Source organism: Chlorobium sp. (assembly GCF_036528655.1).
In the GTDB taxonomy this organism is placed as follows: Bacteria; Bacteroidota; Chlorobiia; order Chlorobiales; family Chlorobiaceae; genus Chlorobium.
Map to the genome: position 1 here is coordinate 248,734 of NZ_JAIGND010000030.1, position 18,944 is coordinate 267,677.

Annotated in this window: 10 protein-coding genes; all 10 read left to right on the plus strand. The window is 53.0% G+C overall.

Going from position 1 to position 18,944, the window contains the following annotated elements; translation table 11 throughout:
• The first annotated feature begins 30 nt into the window (after positions 1-30).
• The 10 genes from K4305_RS08975 (at position 31) to K4305_RS09020 (ending at position 18,885) form a co-directional block, all read left to right on the plus strand.
• Entirely contained in the window at positions 31-957 is a 927-nt protein-coding gene (locus tag K4305_RS08975; RefSeq protein WP_331562077.1) for a hypothetical protein, read from the plus strand.
• Positions 958-987: 30 nt separating this feature from the next.
• Positions 988-2,250, plus strand: coding sequence for a P22 phage major capsid protein family protein (locus K4305_RS08980; RefSeq protein WP_331562078.1), 1,263 nt, complete (start codon positions 988-990; stop codon positions 2,248-2,250).
• Between the two features lie 79 nt (positions 2,251-2,329).
• Positions 2,330-2,629: a hypothetical protein gene (locus K4305_RS08985; protein ID WP_331562079.1), complete on the plus strand. Its 300-nt coding sequence runs from the start codon at positions 2,330-2,332 to the stop codon at positions 2,627-2,629.
• Position 2,630: 1 nt separating this feature from the next.
• Complete coding sequence (locus K4305_RS08990) at positions 2,631-3,053, plus strand: hypothetical protein (RefSeq protein WP_331562080.1); 423 nt, start codon at positions 2,631-2,633, stop codon at positions 3,051-3,053.
• Positions 3,054-3,124: 71 nt separating this feature from the next.
• Positions 3,125-4,429: a hypothetical protein gene (locus K4305_RS08995; protein ID WP_331562081.1), complete on the plus strand. Its 1,305-nt coding sequence runs from the start codon at positions 3,125-3,127 to the stop codon at positions 4,427-4,429.
• Position 4,430: 1 nt separating this feature from the next.
• The gene (locus K4305_RS09000; protein ID WP_331562082.1) at positions 4,431-4,649 is read left to right on the plus strand and encodes a hypothetical protein; all 219 of its coding nucleotides are present in this window, start codon (positions 4,431-4,433) and stop codon (positions 4,647-4,649) included.
• Entirely contained in the window at positions 4,646-5,050 is a 405-nt protein-coding gene (locus K4305_RS09005; protein ID WP_331562083.1) for a hypothetical protein, read from the plus strand. Before K4305_RS09000 ends, K4305_RS09005 begins: the two co-directional genes overlap by 4 nt.
• Positions 5,047-5,757 (plus strand): hypothetical protein, encoded by a 711-nt coding sequence (locus K4305_RS09010; RefSeq protein ID WP_331562084.1) that lies wholly within the window; start codon positions 5,047-5,049, stop codon positions 5,755-5,757. The genes K4305_RS09005 and K4305_RS09010 overlap by 4 nt, the downstream gene beginning before the upstream one ends.
• A gap of 2 nt (positions 5,758-5,759) precedes the next feature.
• Complete coding sequence (locus K4305_RS09015) at positions 5,760-6,656, plus strand: hypothetical protein (protein WP_331562085.1); 897 nt, start codon at positions 5,760-5,762, stop codon at positions 6,654-6,656.
• A gap of 1 nt (position 6,657) precedes the next feature.
• On the plus strand, positions 6,658-18,885 hold the full coding sequence (locus K4305_RS09020; protein WP_331562086.1) for an LPD38 domain-containing protein: 12,228 nt from the start codon (positions 6,658-6,660) through the stop codon (positions 18,883-18,885).
• Positions 18,886-18,944 lie beyond the last annotated feature (59 nt).

The window sequence follows — 18,944 nt, forward strand, 5'->3', positions numbered from 1 at the left end:
CCAGGCTATTTCCGCAACCAATGCGCAATCGTGATGACAGACAACAACCAGACTACACAGCAGCAGGCAGCAGCAGCAGAAGAAGAGCGTTTTATCGTGACTTTCAGCGATGCGCCCCCGCAAGCACAACAGCAAGCCGCGCAGCAGCAGGCAGATGTGAATCCGGAAGGGGATACCAAGCCAGCAGATGCAGATCAAAAAGGGGACGCGACTCCCTCTCAGGAATCGGTAACCGGGAAAACGGACGACACATCCGCCCACGAAGCTGAAAGCGAAGGGCACAAGCCCAGGCTTCAGAAGCGCATTGACCGGCTCACCAAGGAAAAACACGATCTGAGGCGCGAAAACGAGGATCTGAAGGCAAAGTTATCTCAGGGGAAACCTGAAGGCGATGCCGATAATGAGCCTGACATTACCGACTTTGACAATTTCGATGATTACCAGAAGGCAAAGAAAGAGTTCAATCAGCGCCAGAACGGTGATCAGCCCGCACAAAAGGCCGAGGAAGCGCCTGCACAAAAGCTTCCTGTGGAGGTTCTCGATGCCCTCGGGGTTATTCGAGACTCGATCGATGACGGCAAGCGCAAGTATGCCGATTTCGAGCAGGTAATCAATGCTGATGATTTTTTCCAGACCAATGAGATGGTCACGGCTATCGCTGAGTGCGATAAGCCGGAGGATATCACCTATTACCTCGCTACGCACAAAGACGAGTCTGCCCGGATTGCCGGGTTATCCCCGGCTGCACAGGCCAAGGAAATCGGCAAGATCGAGGCAAGACTTGCCGCGGCACCTCTGAAACCAACCAAGAAAATAACCGCAGCTCCACCGCCTATTGATCCCGTTGGCGGCAGTGGCGATGTTCCGCGAACGCTCAAGAATGTGACGAGCCAAGCGGAGTATGAGTCATTGCGCACAGCTCAGGACAAAGCCGCAGGGCATGACGGGTGGCTGTAATAATCAGAACAACCATACAATTTTTGAATTATGAGTGTACAAGGTGAAGAGGGAAATGTCTATTTGACCGATGACATTATCCTTCGCGAAATGCTCAAAGAACTGAAAAGCTCATCGGTTGCAGTGAAAAGGGTACACAGGAACCTTGAGAAACATTTCGGAAAGGTCGGTGATACCATTTCCATCGAAAAACCGTTCAAGACCAAAACAGCTGAAGGCAGGACACTTTCTATACAGCCTATGGCTGACCAGAAAATTTCATTCAAGATCGACCGTCAGCGGAACTTTGGATTGCAGTTCACTCAGCGGGACAGAACGCTGAGTATCCGAAACTTCAGTAACCGGTACTTGAAATCTGGCGTTCGTCAGCTTGGCGTTGATATTGAGCAGTCAGTTCTTGAATGCGCTGTGCGAAAGACCTACAACGTGTCTGGCGTTCCGGGCGTAGCTGTCGATAGCGACACGTTTACAGATGCCGCTGGGTACATGACTGACGTTGCTGTGCCCGAAGACGGTCTGCGCACTGGTATCGTTAATACCAGAGATGGGAAAGCGATAGACAAGGAAATGAAGCGCGTCTACAATCCGGAAATGGTTAAGGGGGCTGTCAGAAAGGGGTATCTTGCTCCGATTTCGGACATCGAATTTTACCGATCCGCAGTGATGCCGGTGCATCGTGTCGGAGATTATGGCGGGTCTCCTCAGGTTGATGGCGCCGGGCAGAAAGGTGCAACGCTGGTGACGAAAGGGTGGACTGCAAGTAAGGCGGAGTTGCTTCGTGTTGGCGATTCGTTCACTATTACTGGGGTGTATGAGATCCATCCGGAGACAAGGTTGAGCACTGGACGCCTGCAGACCTTCGTGGTTACCGAGATTGCCTCTTCGAGCGCAGCAGGAGCTTCGTCTATCAAGATCAGCCCTGCAATTAATGACGGTACGGTTTCGACAACCAATGCGGCTGGCGAAACAGTTTCTCTTGGAGCGTACCAGAATGTGAGCAATGCTCCGGCAAACAATGCGCCCATCACAGTTATCGGAACAGCAAACCTGTATTACAGGCAGAACGTCCTGTTCCACCGTGATGCGTTTACGCTGTGCATGGTAGAAAAGGAACTCCCGGAATCGGCACCGGTGAAGGGCCGTATTACCGATGAGGAAACCGGGCTGTCGCTGTCGATGACTGCTCAGTACGATATCACTGAGGACATGCAGGTATATCGCGTGGACGCGGTATGGGGCGTTGATTCGCTGATGCCTGAGTTGTCGCACAGAGTCTACTCTGCAGCTCTCTGATCCATGTTCTTTCGAGTAGGGCCGGGGCAAAGTGTTCCCGGCCTGAAATGTTTTTCATAACCGTAAAACGTGACATGCCATGAAACAACCTACATACCTTTTTCACAAAACCGAAGGCATGAAACTTTTCGACGCAGCATCCGACGATATGAAGGCTTTGCGTCTTGCCGGCTGGTGCGATTCTCCGGTGGCTCCTGAACCGGAGAAGGCTCTGGACTGGCCTGTCAGTAATATCAAGGATGGCGATGTCGCTGTTATTGAAGGTGTCAACAATGGGAAACCTGTTGTCTTGCGTGTTCCGGCCTTGGAGATAACGGCGGAGCAACCTGTCGATCCGGTTGCGCCTTTAGCAACTGTAGGTAAGAAGGGCACCAAGTAACATGGCAACAGTCAGAGACTTGATGACGCAGGCTTTGCGCTCGTCCGGCCTGCTTGCGGCTGGTGAGTCTCCAGCTCCTGAGGATGTACGCGATGCCTTTGATTATGCTTGCCAGCTACTTGGGCAGTGGAGTTTGCAGCCGCTTCTTGTTCCCGATACCGGGGCGATTGTTTTCAGCTCTATTGACGACGTTCTCGCATTGCCGGCAGGCTATGAGATTGCTATCAGAATGAGCGTTGCGTTGTACATGCGCGAGGATGCCGGGTTGCAGCCGAGCAGGATGTTGATTGCCGGTGCCGGTGAGGCAATTGAGGCAATCAAGCAGGCAAACGCAGCAGTGCGACCTCCTGCCGATATGACTTTTGATCCCATACTGCTTGGGCGGACAGGGTATTACGACATCTACAATGGCACTGAGGTCTGATGCTGAAACCGATACCATTAACTGTTGATTCGTCCGAAGGCAGGGCGGAGATTGCTTCCGGATGCCGACTGGTGAACCTGTATGCTGAACAGGTTCCTTCGTCAAAGAAAACGCCGGCAGTGTTGATCGGTACACCTGGCCTTGCTCCTTTTGCCGAGCTGCCAACGGCTCCGATTTACGGTATGATCGAGCATGCAGGCTTTGTGTATACCGTGACGGCGACAAACCTGTACCGGGTGGCTTATGATGGCTCATTGCTTGATCTTGGCAACGTGACGATTGCCGGCAAGGTGTGGATGGCAACCAATGGAGTGCAGCTTGTTTTTGTGGATGGCATCAAGGGATATTGGTTCCATCATGAAACGGGGGTCACTGAGTTTTCCGGAGAAGGCTGGTATCCTGCCAATACGGTGACCGTGCATGATAGCCGGTTCCTGTTCAATCGTAAAGATACCGGGCAGTTTTTCATCTCTGGTTTGTTAGACGTTTCGCTGGATCCTCTTGATTTTGCGACAGCAGAGAGTTCGGCCGATAACCTGATTGCTGTTTTATCAGACAGCCGATATGTGCTCATGTTCGGAGGCAAAACTATTGAGTTCTGGTACAACAGCGGCGACAGCTCGTTCCCCTATGAACGGATACAGGGTGGTATTGTGGATAAGGGCTGTGTTGCCGTTCACAGTATTGCCAAGACGGGGAGTTCGGTGTACTGGCTTGGTGATGATGCGACGGTGTACCGTTTTATCGGCTACACTCCTGAGCGGATAAGTACTCATGCTGTCGAGTACGACATCAAGAAAGGGCGTATCGATGATGCAGAGGCGTTCACCTATATCGATGAGGGACATTCCTTCTATGTCTTGACGCTGCCTTCACAGCGCAAGACATGGTGTTTCGATGCGACAACGGGCTTGTGGCATGAACGAGAGCATCGCGGATTTGGGCGGGTTCCTGCATCCTGTCATGTCCGGTTTGGAACACTGAATCTTGTGGGGGATTTCCAGAGCGGAATGATTTACTCGCTTGATCTTAATGCTGCGGATGATAACGGGACGTGCATTAACCGAGAAGTGCGGTTTCCCGTGCTCTACAACGGAGGGCGGAACGTGACAGTAAAGAGCATCGAACTTGACGTGCTGCATGGTGTTGGAAGGGTTTCGGGGAAAGGTGCCGATCCGCAGGCCGTGTTTACCTGGTCTGACGATGAGGGTAAGAACTGGAGCAATGAACACTGGCGTTCTCTCGGGAAGATTGGAGAAAGGAAGGTTCGCGTGAAGGTGAACAGGCTGGGCGTGTTTTTGCAACGGCTGTTCAGGGTTTCTATTTCCTCACCAGTGAAGGTCGTAATTCAGGGCCTTTACGCAGACATACTGTGACATGGCAAGGGTTGATCCTCCTCCGATTCATACCCCTCTTGTTGATCGTCAGGGGATGCCGACCAGGGCGATGGGTGATTTCATGCAGTCAATCTGGCGGAGGCTGAAGGGGCTCGAAGTACCAGAAGTTGCTGATAGTTTGGCGGAGACAGTCGAAGATCTTCGAGCTGATTTCAACAACTTGGTTGTTGCATTGCGAAAAGCGGGGGTGATTCGATGAATGTCGAGAGGTTGATCCTTGGTTCTGCCCTGTTCGGTGAGGTGCTTGGCATGTTGCCGGGGTATTTCAGAGAGGTTGAGGGGTTTGTTCGGGATAAGGAAACGCTTCGGCTGTACCTGTCCGGACTGGTCGATCATGGCCATGTGTATTGCGTTCCGGGAGGCGGGTTTATGGTGGTCGATCGATGTGAGGATTTGTTTCATCGTGATGGCGGGTACTGGATTATTCTGATGGCGTATGTGGTGCCGGAAAAAAGGCGATCAAGCATTTTATCTCATTTGTTAAAAGCTGTCAGGGAACTACATAAAGGAGAGATACGGGCGATGAGCTACAGGGGAAACGGGGCTGATCCTGTTATGGCAAGGCGCTTCAATCATATCGGTAACGTATACATTTTATGAGCAGTCTATTTGGCGATGGAGGGGCAAAGAAGGCAGCGCAGGCGCAGATAAAGGCGGCCAAGCTGTCGGCAGATGCGATAGTGCAGTCAACGGATAAGATTATTGCGTTCAATAAAGAGCTGTATGAAGATCAGAAGAGTCTTGCTATGCCATGGTATGAGGCTGGTAAGGCGGCTATTGCATCTATTCAGCAAGGGATAGCTGATGGATCTTTTGACATTGGCAGCTTCCGCTTTGATGAAAGCAAGGTTGATGTTACCAAGGATCCGGGTTACCAGTTCCGGCTTTCCGAGGGCTTGAAGGCAATTGATAATTCTGCGGCTGCCAAGGGGAACTTACTTTCTGGAGGGCAGTTGAAGCGGGCTGCAGGGTATGCCGGGGATCTTGCTTCTCAGGAGTATGACCAGGTTTATGACAGAGAGTACGGGAACCAGTTGACGGAGTACAACAGCGACGTTGCCCAGAAACAGAACAACTACAACATTCTTGCCGGGCTATCAGGATCAGGGCAGACCGCAAACAGCGCAATCCAGAGTTCCGGCACAAGTACCGGTGGCCAGATTACGAATGCCCTTGGCACACAGGGTACGGCGCTGGCGAATATGTACACCAACATCGGGAATGCCAATGCGAACTATGCCGTTCAAAGCGCAAACAATGGCGTATTAAATAACCTCTTCAAAATCGGCAGTTCGATACTGCTTTAACCATGACGATGCCACTTGTACAGCAAATAATCCCCCAAAGGGGAGAGCTTTTCGATGCCGCGCCCGTTGCAAATCTCATTTCCGGGTACAAGAAGAAGCTGAAAGACAAGAAAATGAGTGAGCTTCGAAACCGGGTTGCATCTGGTGACGAGGCGGCAACCAGAGAGTTCATAACGATTGATCCCGAAGAGGGAAAGCGAATTGCTGACGCTTTCGGGGCTATGGACGAGAACGAGAGGAAGTCAACCTCTTCACAGATTGATAAGGTTGGCCGTATCGCGCATTACGTCCTGAGTGGAGGAGATGATAATGAGAGGGCTCAGCGATATTCGTATGCTCGCCAGAACTCGGAGCCTGAGATTGCCGGACAGATGCCGGAACAGTATAACCCGGCGTTCGTGCAGTACCACCTTTCAAGGGCGACGGAAATGAAAGAGTTGCTTGAGAACCCTGATGTGAAAACTCTCGGCGGCTACGATGTCGCTTACCAGCGAGGATTGCCGATCAGTAGGCCGACGCCAAATATGAATATGTTGAAGATGGCGAACGATAACACACAGGCAGACCTTGACCGATCGAACAAGATTGCGTTGAAAGGCATGGAGGATGGCGGGAGTGGAGTTCCGAAGTCGGCAGATGAGGCTTTGATATACCGGCAGGCGGCAGGGCTGTTTGGTGGCACATTTGATCAGGCAGGAAATCTTATTGCGCTTGATGCGTCAGCAAGGCCAAGGGTTCAAGCAATCGCCACAGAGGCGGCAAAGCTGTTTGCCTCTGGTAAATATTCCCGATCTGAATCAGTGACAATCGCGGCCAGAAAGTACGGTGTGAATGTCGATGATGGCACACAGAAACCCGGAGCTCCGGCAGCAGGGAAAACAATCAAACCTTTCATGTGATATGGCAAAAGTTCAGGAGCTTTATGACTACCTGAAGGGGTATGGTGCGCTCAGTGAGTCCGTTACTGTCGAGCAGTTCTCGAAAGAGATGCAGAGCAAGGATCGAAGGGAGAAGCTTCACGGATATATGCAGCAGAACGGCTTCTTGACGAAAGAGGCCGATTTTGTTTCGTTCGACAATGCGCTTGGTTCCCGCGATATGACGTTCGGGGAGAACATGCGTCATGTCGGCGGCAAGATCAAGGAATTTGCGGATTCCGTAGTCGATCCTGACAAGATTGAGAAGCGGGATATGGGACAGGATTTGAAAGCTGTTGCTGATGTTGCGAAGAAAGCTCCCGGCTTTATCCGTGATTCAGCTATGGCCGGGTTATATAACGCCAGTGCCGGCACAGTGGGCGCTGTACGGGGTGTTGTTGAGCCGCTAAACCGATACGTTGCAAAGCCTGTCTATGAAGCCGTAACCGGTCAGCCTGGTGCAGATACGGACAGGGTTTCGCAGGCGCTTGGTGATTACCAGCAATCGATTCAGCAAAGCGCGGATGCCGTGATGCCGAAGGATCAAACCGGTATTGCAAGCGGCATCGCTTCAACAGCACAGATGGGCGCGAACTTGCCGTTGCTTGTGATGAATCCCGCTGCCGGGCTCGGCATGATGGGTGCGCAAACAGCAGGTTCGGCTTATGGAGAAGCGAGAGAACAAGGTGTTGAGCCGGGACAGGCTTTTGTGCATAGTGTTTCTCAGGGAGCCATAGAGATTGCTACCGAGAAAATCCCGGCCATGAAGTTACTTGGAGACCTGAAGCAAAGTTCCGGGTTTTTCAAGACAGTCGTAAACCAGCTCAAAACGGAAATTCCGGGCGAACAGATTGCGACGGTTCTTCAGGACTTGAACGCATGGGCGACACTGCCAGTAAATCGGGATAAACCTTTCTCCGCATATCTCGCTGAGCGCCCATCCGCAGCCGGGCAGACCGCTGTTGCAACGATTGTCGCTACGGGCTTGATGTCCGGAGTGGCGACAGGAGCGAACCGGGTCATTCAGGGATCACCTGAGCGGCAGGTTTCCGGAGCTATTGATCGGCAGGTTGACCAGTCGGTTCAGTCCGGATCGATGAGGGATCAGCTTCTTGAAACCGCGATTGCCGGGCAGACTCAGCCGCAGGTTCGGCAGGCTCCCGTGCAGCGGGAAAGTATGGCGGAGAAGCTTGCGAAGCGCGGTGTGGTGCTGAATAGCGGCGCAAGGGGATTCGATCAGGCGGTTGTCCAGCAGGAGAGCAGCGGGAACCCGAACGCGGTGAACAAGTTGTCTGGTGCTACCGGCCTGTATCAGATCATGCCCGTTTTCCTCAAGGAAGGCAACCAACTTCTCGGGACGAATTATTCCATGCAGGACATGAAGAATCCTGCAAAGGCGGAGCAGGTAAAGAACGCGGTGCATGGGCTGTGGATCAGGCAGTTCCAGCGTAAGAACGGCAGGCTGCCGAGCGCTGAGGAAATGGCGATGATGCACCACGGTGGGCCTCTTGGGTATTTGAAGCCAAACGCAAAGGATGCACACGGAATCAGCAATGCGGAGTATGCCCGGCAGGTTGTTGCCCGTATGGGTCAGCCTGGAGGGATGCCGTCAGCTGTTCATGCAGCACAAGCTGAACCGGAATCGTTGCCGGAAGCTCCGGAACTTCCCGGAATGGATATGGTTGGCGACCAGCTTCCCGGCATGGGGTACCAGCAGGACAGCTCAAAAGAGCAGATTCAGGTAAATTTACCTGAAACGCCTGAGCAGGCCAGTGTTTCCGTGCCGGAACCAGATGTAAAATTACCTGAAACGCCGCAATTTGAAACGGCATGGCAATCAGCAAAAGACAAGTTTGGCGATGACCTTGCAAACAGAACGCAAAATGAAATTTATGAAGGAGTACCGGAGGCTGATCCGGATGCCGCGCAAAAGATATTGGACAAGGCGAAGGTTGAGCAGGCCGAACACGAAGTCAATACCGATCCGACCCCGGCACAGATCGAGGCAGGGAACTACAAGAAAGGGCATGTCTCAGTCAACGGTTTCGATATCACCATCGAGAATCCGAAGGGTTCGGTACGATCCGGAACGGACAAGGCCGGGCGCGAATGGTCACAGACCATACAGAACACTTACGGGTACTTCAAGCGCACCGAGGGCAAGGACGGCGACCATGTGGACGTGTTCCTTAGCGATAATCCGACCAGTGGCAATGTGTTCGTGATCGATCAGGTTGTCGATGGAAAATTCGATGAGCATAAGGTGATGATGGGATTCCAATCCTCTGTTGATGCTCGAAAGGCTTATTTGTCGAATTACGAAAATGGGTGGAGAGGGGCCGGTGATATAACCGAGATGAGTAGCGATGAGTTCAAAGAATGGCTTAAAAATGGAGACACAAAGAAGCCTGTGGGCAGAGAGATCGTTGATACTGATAAAATGTCTGGAGCCCCAATCTACAGGTCGAAGGATACCGGTAACCCAGATAGAGCAATGGGGAGTGATTGGCTGAGATATACAGGACGTGAAAAAGGGTCTGGAAGTAATCGAATTTATGAGGTGAAGTATATCCAGCCGGGAAAACACTCTCCTTTCAAGCCTGGTGAAAAGCTCTTTATCAAGAGTTCGCGTCACGTACTTCGAGAGGTTGTTGACATTGGTGCGGCTGAAACGAAATCTATGGGGCAGAATAGGCCAACCGAAAAACCTTCAGAGAAGAAACCGAACGAAGAGAACAAGATGACGCTTGAGCAGCTACAGGTGCTTCGAGATAATCTGAAGGGACAATTGGAAGAATTCAGCAAGAAAGGACTGCCCACAGATGCGAGGAAAGAGGATACTCTTCGGTCAGTGGAAAAGGCGATCGAGGACGAGCTTCGAGAAGCCCCTCCTGAATTGCAGGTACAAGCAAAGCCGGCAGAGCGCCCGGCTCCGAAAGTCAAACCAGCCAGAACGAAGAAAGAGCTTGGGCCGGAATATGATGAGGTAATTGAGCGCATAGTAAGAGCCGCGAGAGCAAAACAACATCGTAATCGAATCGATAAGAGATATGAGCTGCTTGGAACTGATGGGAAGTGGTATCGTGGCACTGGGTTCCCCTGGGGTGTCAAGAGCACGGGCGAACGCCGGCTTATAGGGTATAGCCAAACCTCTCGTGACGGGGTTGCCGTTGGCAAGCTGTACAAGACAAGAGAAGAGGCTGAGGCTAACATTAAAAGGATCGAGGCTGAGACTGACGCGGAGCTTCGCAAGGTGCTCAAGGGCGGGACTTTTGAGCGTTTGCGCGATAACGCAAAGTATTGGCTTAACGAAGATATTGGTTTGGTTAAGGAAAAGCCGGTATCTTTAACGAAGGAGAAACCTGAACCAATAACAGGGAAGAGCAATGGCACAACTGAGCGCATGGGCGATTCAGGCAAAGAACCACTGGAGGGAGTTCCAGCCGACACGGTACAGGAGCCTGAAGGCAACAGGAACACTGGACGAAGCGGCGGAGGAAGCCGCAATGCTGACCGAAAGGGAGATGGACGAGCTGATGGAGGCAGGGTACCAGGAACACGAAGCGTGGGAGATGGTGAGGGAGCGGTATCTGTTCCCGCCGGAAGAGGAGAGCCTTCGGAAGAAGTGGGACAAGGAGCCGGCAGCGAGTTCGTTCGGGGAGATGTTCAATCTGGCGATGCAGATCCAACGAGAGATTCTACAGCGGGAGATCGATCCGGAGACAGGGGAGGAGCTGCCACCAATCGAGGAGATGGACGTCAGGTAGAGGCCCAGGAGCAGGCCGCAGAGGAGAGCAAACCGACGGGAACCACTCACAGACCGGCGGTGAAGGCTTCGGAGGTTCCCGTCGAGATGTTCACCATTACCGATGCTGTCAGGATCGGGGACGGTGGAGCGAAAACCAAGTTCAATAATAACATTGCCGCTATCAGGCTTTTGAAAAAGCTTGAGACTGAAGGCCGTCCGGCGACACGGGATGAGCAGGGGGTTCTTGCGCTCTATGTTGGGTGGGGCGGTATTCCGCAGGCGTTTTTCAAACCGGATGGATCAGTTACGAAGGGCTGGGATGATGCGGCTAAAGAGCTGAAGGGCTCACTGTCTGATGCTGAATATGAAGCGGCCAGGCGTTCGACGCAGGATGCGCATTACACCAGCAGGAGCGTTGTGAACGGTATCTGGTCGGCTGTTCGGCAGTTCGGGTTTACAGGCGGGCGCGTTCTGGAGCCTTCTGTTGGCACAGGCAATTTCCTTGGCCTGATGCCGGTTGATCTTCGGGCAGGGAGCCAGATTACCGCTGTTGAGCTTGATACCATTACCGGAGCGATTGCGAAGCATCTTTATCCCGGAGTGAACATCCATGCTCCGTTGGGGTTTCAGGATGCAGCCATCGCTGATAACCGGTTCGATGTTGCCATAGGAAACCCTCCGTTCGGGGATCAAAAGCTTTACGACAAAAAGCGGAAGCATCTGAACAAATTCAGTATCCACAACTACTTTTTCGCTAAAAGCGTGGATGCTTTGCGCCCTAATGGGGTGCTGGCGATGGTTGTTTCGAGTCGCCTTATGGATTCCGGAAAAGACCAGGCCAGAAAGTATATCGCTGACCGGACGGAGTTTCTTGGAGCTATCCGGCTGCCGAACAATGCCTTCCTGAAGAATGCCGGCACGGAGGTAACGACAGACATTATTTTCCTTCGGAAGCTGGCCGATAGCGAGGTTTCTGCCGATAATCAGCCTTGGCTTGAAACGGTCATGGTGAAGGATAAAAAAGGTATCGAGATCCCGCTGAACCGTTACTTTGCAGATAATCCCGATATGATGCTTGGTGAGTGGGGCGCGTTCGGGTCTATGTATGGGCCGAATGAACCAGCACTCGTTGCCCGTGAAGGGCAAGATACCGAGAAGCTGCTTACTGAGGCTGTCGGCAAACTGCCGAAGAATATTATGGGCGCGTCCGGTGCTCCGGTTACGCGCGAAACGGTGGTAAAGCAGGATGGTCTGGATATGTCAGGCGTGAAGGATTCGGGTTTGTTTGTCCATGACGACACGGTGTATCGCAAGACCTTCGATCCGGATGCTCTGAAGTATGTCGCTGAACGGGTGTCGTTTGCGAACAAGAAGGTGGAGGGTCGGGTGAAGGGCATGGTTGCCGTTCGGGATGCCTTTGCTTCACTGAGATCCGCACAGCTTGATGATACGGTAGAGGATAAACAGCTCGAGTTTCTACGCCAGAAGCTCAATGCGATCTATGATCGGTTTGTCAAGGAAAACGGGCCGATCAACAGCCAGGCAAACAAGAGTCTGTTCCGGCAGGATCCGACATGGCCGCAGGTTTCCGCACTGGAGGAAAACTTCGACAAGGGGATTTCCCCTGCCGTGGCCAAATCCACTGGAGAAAAGTCAAGAGTGCCGTCGGCAAAGAAAGCCGCTATCTTTTTCAAGAGAACGCAGTCTCCGTATAAGCCGGTCACGATGGCGGCGACGGCGAAGGACGCGCTTTCGGCTTCGCTTTCGGAGGTTGGACGTATCGATTTCGAGAGGATGGGTGCCTTGTATGGCAAGTCAAAGGCGGAGATGATAAACGAGCTTGGTCCTCTGGTGTTCGAGGATCCCGTATCAGGATGGGTGACGCGGGACGAGTATCTTTCCGGCAACGTGAAGCGGAAGCTGGCACAGGCGAGGGATGCTGCGAAACTGGATTCGCGGTTCGATCGAAATGTTGAGGAACTGAAGGAGGTGATTCCTGCGGATGTTGAGGCTGTCGATATCGTCGTTCGCCTTGGAGGTCATTGGATCCCGCCGTCCGATATGTCGGATTTTGCCGCACATCTCACAGGGAACCCACGTGCAAAAGCTTCGTATGATGCTATTTCGGCAAAGTGGTCGTTCTCGGAATCCCATCCTTCTGATGCAGCGCAGGCTGAGTTTGGCACTGCCAGGAAATATGCTGATTCCATTCTTGAGGCGGTAGCCAACAGCAAGCAGATTGTTGTGAATGACAAGGATGCTGACGGAAAATCGTATGTCAACAAGGCCGAAACCGCTGCCGCCAACGATAAGGCCGAGCGGATAAAAGAGCGATTTTCTTCATGGATATGGCAGTCGGATGAGCGCAGGGAGCGGCTTGCGAAGCTGTATAATGACATATTCAATACGGACCGGCAGCGAGAATATGACGGTTCGCACTTGTCGTTTCCCGGTAAAATCTCGGATGACATTGTGAAGCTGAGGCCACACCAGGCGAACGCGGTGTGGCGATGCCTACAGGGAGGAACAACCCTCCTCGATCATGTTGTCGGTGCCGGCAAGACGTTCACGATGATTGCTACTGCCATGGAGATGCGCCGGATGGGACGGGCGAAGAAACCGGTTTTTGTGGTGCCGAATCATCTTGTCGGGCAGTGGGCAGCGGATTTCGTGAAGCTTTATCCCGGGGCGAATATCCTTGCGGCGACAAAACAGGATTTCGAAGCACAGAACCGGAAACGGTTTTTTTCTCGTATCGCTACCGGCGATTGGGATGCCGTTGTTGTGGCTCATAGTTCGTTCAAGTTGCTTGCAAGCAGTCCGGAGTTCGAGCGCGAGTTCATCGAGATGCAGATTCGGGATATTGAGATTTCCATAGAGAATTTGCGGGAGGCTGACGGGAAGGATTCGAGGAGCGTCAAGCAGCAGGAGAAGCAGCGGGATAAACTGAGGTCGAAGTTGGCGCGGCTGCTTGATTCTGGCTCGAAGGATGACAACCTGAACTTTGCCGAACTTGGTATAGATGCCTTGTTTGTTGATGAGGCTCATGAGTTCAAGAACCTCTCATTCTCAACGTCCATGACAAGGGTAGGCGGCCTGAATCCGGCAGGGAGCCAGCGGGCTTCGGATATGTTTTCGAAGACGATGTTCGTCCAGCGTTTGACCGGCGGGCGAAACGTGGTGTTCGCTACCGGGACTCCGATCAGTAACACTATGGCGGAAATGTACACGATGCAGCGGTACCTGCAATATAAGACGATGCAGGATCAGGGCGTGGCGCATTTTGACGCATGGGCGCGGATGTATGGCGAGGTGGTGTCCGATTGGGAGCTTTCGCCCGCAGGAAAGTATGTGATGCGGAGCAGGTTTTCCCGGTTTGTGAATATTCCGGAGCTGATGCAGCAGTACCTCTCGTTTGCCGATGTGATTTCGCGTGATGACATTAACCGCCAGCTGGCGGCTCAGGGCAAAAAGCTGCCGGTGCCGGAGATGGTTTCAGGGAAGCCGGTGAACGTTGTTGTTGATCGTAGTGCGGATCAGGCTGATTATATCGGGGAGCCGATAACAGACAAGAACGGGAACGAGGTTTATCCTGAGCACAGCTTGGTATACCGCTCTGAGAATCTACCGAGGCGTCCTGCAAAGGGTGAGGATAACATGCTGGTTATCATGGGGCTTGCCCGTAAGGCGGCTCTTGACATGCGGCTGATTGATCCGGCTTACCCCGATGATCCGGGTTCGAAGGTGAATGAAGCTGCCCGCAGGATCAAGGAGCAGTATGATCAGTGGGATCACGTAAAGGGCGCTCAACTTGTGTTCTGCGACCTGAGTACCCCGTCGAAGTCAAGAGGGAAGGAGTCAGAAAGGATTGGTGATTTGTTGCGCCGTGCAGATGAGGGGGACGAGGATGCGGTTGCAGAGCTTGACAAGATCGATCCGGATGAGTTGGCGGCATTGGAATCGAAGTTCAGTGTTTATGACGATCTGAAGGCGAAGCTGGTAAAGATGGGGATAAAGGAGAGTGAGGTTGCTTTTATCCATGATGCAAATACAGAGCAGCAGAAGGAGGATTTGTTCGGCAAGGTTCGTTCTGGCCGTGTTCGGGTGCTGATGGGTTCGACACAGAAGATGGGTGCCGGCATGAACGTTCAGGAGCGGCTTGTTGCCTTGCACCATCTGGATGCGCCATGGAGGCCGTCAGATCTTGAACAGCGTGAGGGCCGCATTATTCGCCAGGGGAATGTGCTCTATGACGCCGATCCGGAAGGGTTTCGGGTATTCGTTGGAAGGTACGCGACAAAGAATACTCTGGACAGCCGGATGTGGCAGACTATCGAGACGAAAGCCAGGTTCATCGAGCAGATCAAGAAGGGCGGGACTTCCGAACGTGTTATCGAGGATATCGGCGGTGAGGCGGCCAATGCGGCAGAGATGAAGGCGGCTGCCAGCGGGAACCCGCTGATTCTTGAAGAGATGACGTTGCGCCAGAAAGCGCAGAAGCTGAACCAGCAGAAAACGAACCATGACCGGGAGCAGCATCGGATTAAGGACTCGATCCGGATCAAGAAGAAGGCTCTTGTTCGAATGGACGGGGAGCTTCCTGACATGAAGGCTGATGCTGAGACTGCGGCTCAGATAGGGCAGGAGTTTGCTATACAGGTCGGCAAAAAGGTATTTGATAAGCGGCAGGAAGCCGGGGAGGCTCTTGTTGCTGCAGCAAAGAAGATCGGTTCAGCAAAACCGGTATCGATTGGAAGTATAGGCGGTTTTTCGATTACGGTCCATACGAATGACCTTGGACATAACAAGCTGTCGGTTTCCGGAAAGAATCTCTACACCCCCAAAAGTGACGTTGATTTAAGCTCGGATGACCTGTCGAAGGAGCAGAAGGGAGGTATTGCTACGCAGATTTTCAATGTTGCCAGAACGGTTCCGGGGAAAGAATTTGATGCGACGCGCTCCGAAATAAAAAGGATCGAGACGGATATTCCTGCCTTGGAGAAGCAGATTCGCGCGTGGGAGCATCAAAAGGAGCTTGTAGAAGTCAAGTTGCGGCATGCTGCGGTTATCAGGGAGTTGCAGCCCAAAAGCGAACAGAAGGCGCAGTCGGAGGATGCCGGTGACGACATTTCTGCCATGGCTTCGGCAACACCAATGCCGGGTTGGGTTCCTCCTTTATCGGCTGCCGGGTTTCCGGCTCGGCCTGCAGATGGAAAGGTGAAGATCGGAGACAGGACGGTTGATCTTCCGGAAGAGGATAAACCGGTTCGCGTCGAACAGATCAGACTGATGGCTGAACAGCTTATCGGGCGTGGGCTGTATTTCGGGAAGATCAAGCTGAAGAACACGGCGGGCTTTCATCGTCGGAAAACCGGCGAGGTTCGTATGGCGAATTACAATGATGTCGAGACGCTTGCTCACGAGATTTCGCATTTTCTTGGTGACAGCAACAAGGGGAATAATCCGTTGCACAAGCTCTATACGGACAAGCGGTTCTCTGATGAACTGAAGGCGCTGAGCTACACATCCGCAGATGGAAAGGCGCTCCGCGAGGGTTTTGCCGAGTATATGAGGCTGTGGTTCACGCAGTACGATATGGCGAAGCAGGCGGCACCAAAGTTCACTGAGGCGTTTGACAAGTTCCTTGCGGATGACAAGAGGACGTTGAAGGCGATGACCTGGATGCAGGATGCTATGCACAAGTGGGTAAGTCAGGGAGATGCAGCGAGATTTGAGGCGTTTACGAGCGGCAATCAGTTCACTCCGATGCAGAAGCTTACCATGTGGGTTGCACAGCGCCCGGTGTCGCTCATGCGGCAGCAGTATATTGACCATCTTCATGCGGCAAAGCTGATGGGCGCTGATGTTTACGGGAAATCGCTCAGGGCGGAGGATGATCCGTATAAGCAGTTGCAGCTTATTAATGGTGTTGAAGGGATCGTGCAGGAAAGCTTTATCCATGGCGCTCCGTATATCGCTGATGATGGCAGTATCAAGTTCGAGGGGCCTTCGCTTGAGCTGGTGTTCAAGAAGTCGTTGCAACAGGGGATGAAAAATCTCCGTGCTCAGGAGAAGTATTTCGTTGCTCGTCGTGCGGCTGAGCTGAAGATGCAGGGCCGGGAGAACCTGTTGAGTGTCGCACAGATCAAGATCGGGCTTGCGCTGGCGGATAAGTACCCGTGGTTCAAGAAGTCGTTCAGCGATTACCAGAAGTACCGGGAAAACCTTCTTGCGTTCATGGTGGATTGCGGATACCTGGAAGAGCGTGCAGCGAAGAAGTTTATGGAGGTGAACCGGAACTATGTGCCGTTCAATCGCGAGGTTGAAGGGATCGGGCAATCGTTTGCCGGAAGCGGGAATTTCAAGCGTCTGAAGGGTGGAACGCAGAACCTGAAGCATGTTTACGACAACATTCTTCTTGGCGATGCACAGCATATCAAGGCGGCGCTTCGTGCAAGGGCGATGCGGGAACTGTATTCGACAGCGTTGCAGCACGAGGATGGTGGCAAGTGGATTGCTCCTCTCGGGAAGGATGCTCGTCTGGTAAAGACCAACATCGAGCAGCAGGCGAAGGTTATCGCAGATGCAATGGCGGCTCTCGGCATGACCGTTGCCGATGGTGGCCGGATTCTCTCTGGCGATCCTGCCGCCGACACAATTACAGACGTTGAGGATATTCAGAAGGTGCTGCTTCAAGATCCTGAGCTGATGCAGTTCTGGACGTTCGGGCACAAACCGTCAACGACAGAAACGGGCGTTGACAGTTTCATCGATCCGAATACCGGTGTTCGCCGGTGGGTGGAGATCCAGCGGGATAACGAGTTGCTTCTGGACATGGTGAACGGTATGGCGGGGACAAGGTTGCCGGACGGGTTGCTTGGCGTGGCGTATAGGTTGGCTGCGGCAGTGAAACAGATCCAGACGATGACGATTACCGCTGCATGGCAGTTTGCCGGGCCGAACATTGTCCGGGATATGCAGCAGGCGTTCATTCTTTCAGGAGGGAAGTTCAGGCCAGTGGTTGATAACGTGTACGGATTGGCGTCCATGCTGCATGATTTGGTGAAACGTGACGGGTGGTATCACGAAATGAAAGCTCAGGGCGGCGGGTGGTCGGGCCGGGTTCGGTCGATCATGACTGATACATGGGAGATGGAGCGTGGAGCGATGGCGCCGAAAACAAGATCGAAGTATCATCCGGCACGTGTGGCTCAGGGGTTGCTTGATGTGCTGATGTCGATCGGTGATTCTGCGGAAATGAGTACGAGAGTTGGTTTCTATATCCGGATGCGGAAGTCCGGAGTTGGCGCGCGGGAAGCGGCATGGCAGGCGAGGGAGATTTCGACGGATTTCCGGAAGCATGGATCGTATGCTCCTTGGGTTATGCTGCAACGGGTAACTCCGTTCCTGGGTGCGTTCATTCAGGGTGCAGACCGAGACATTCGGGCGTTGGCTGAGATGGACGGCAGAATGAGCGTAAAGAACATTGTTCGGGTGAATCGCGCGAAGGCTCGGATATATGCCGCTGGCGGCGCGATGATTACGGCGGCGATGCTGATTGCGCTGATGAATGACGATGATGAACGGTACAGGGATTTGACGCCAGATCAGAAAACGAGGTTCTTCCACTTCTTTGTTGGCGACCAGCACTTCACTGTCCCGAAACCTCACGGGTTTTTCTCGCTGATGGCGGCGGCAGGGGAAGCGATTGTCGATACTATGAAGGGGCAGAGTGGTGATGATGCCGGGAAGTTCATGGCGTTTGCGCTTGCGTACCAGCTTGGCGCTGATGTGATGCCGGGGTTTGTGAACCCGGTGTATGAACTGGCGGTCAACAAGAGCTTTACGGGGGCTCCGATTATCGGGGAACGATTGAAGGGGCTGTCTCCGGAGATGCAGTTCACGGACAGGACTCCAGGACTGTATATCGCTATCGGTCAGAAACTTGGCGTGGCTCCAGATGCAGTTCACCACTTGGTGCGCGGTTATACGGGCTATGTGTCTGACTTCCTCAACGAGGCCTCTGAGCGGGCGTTGTGGAACCGGGAGCAGTGGGGAGCGCGTCCGTTCGAAAAAGATGCCGGTGATTTTATCGGCAAGCAGTTCGTGCAGAAGAGGGTGCCGTATCGGACGAAGTGGACGGAAAAGTATTATGACCTTAGACGGAGAGCTTCGGAGAAGGAGGCTTCGCTATCAAGGTTGCAGAAGGCTCCGGCGATTCGTGATCGTGGGATGCTTGATCGTTTTGCCGGAGACGAAAACTCGATGAAGCTTGCGGCTGCAAGCAAGGCGTTCCGGCAGATTGATAAGGCTTTTTCCGATCAGGAGATGAGGATTGCCTCGATCAAGTACGATCCGTATCTGTTGGCAGAGGAGAAGGAACAGCGGATCGATGCTTACTATGAGCAGAAGAATGGGTTGCTGAAGAATGCGTACCGGCAGATCGAGGAAGCTCTGAATTAATTTTTCCCATTGGTATGAATAACGCCATGCGGTACACTGCGAGAAATAAACCAGTGAAC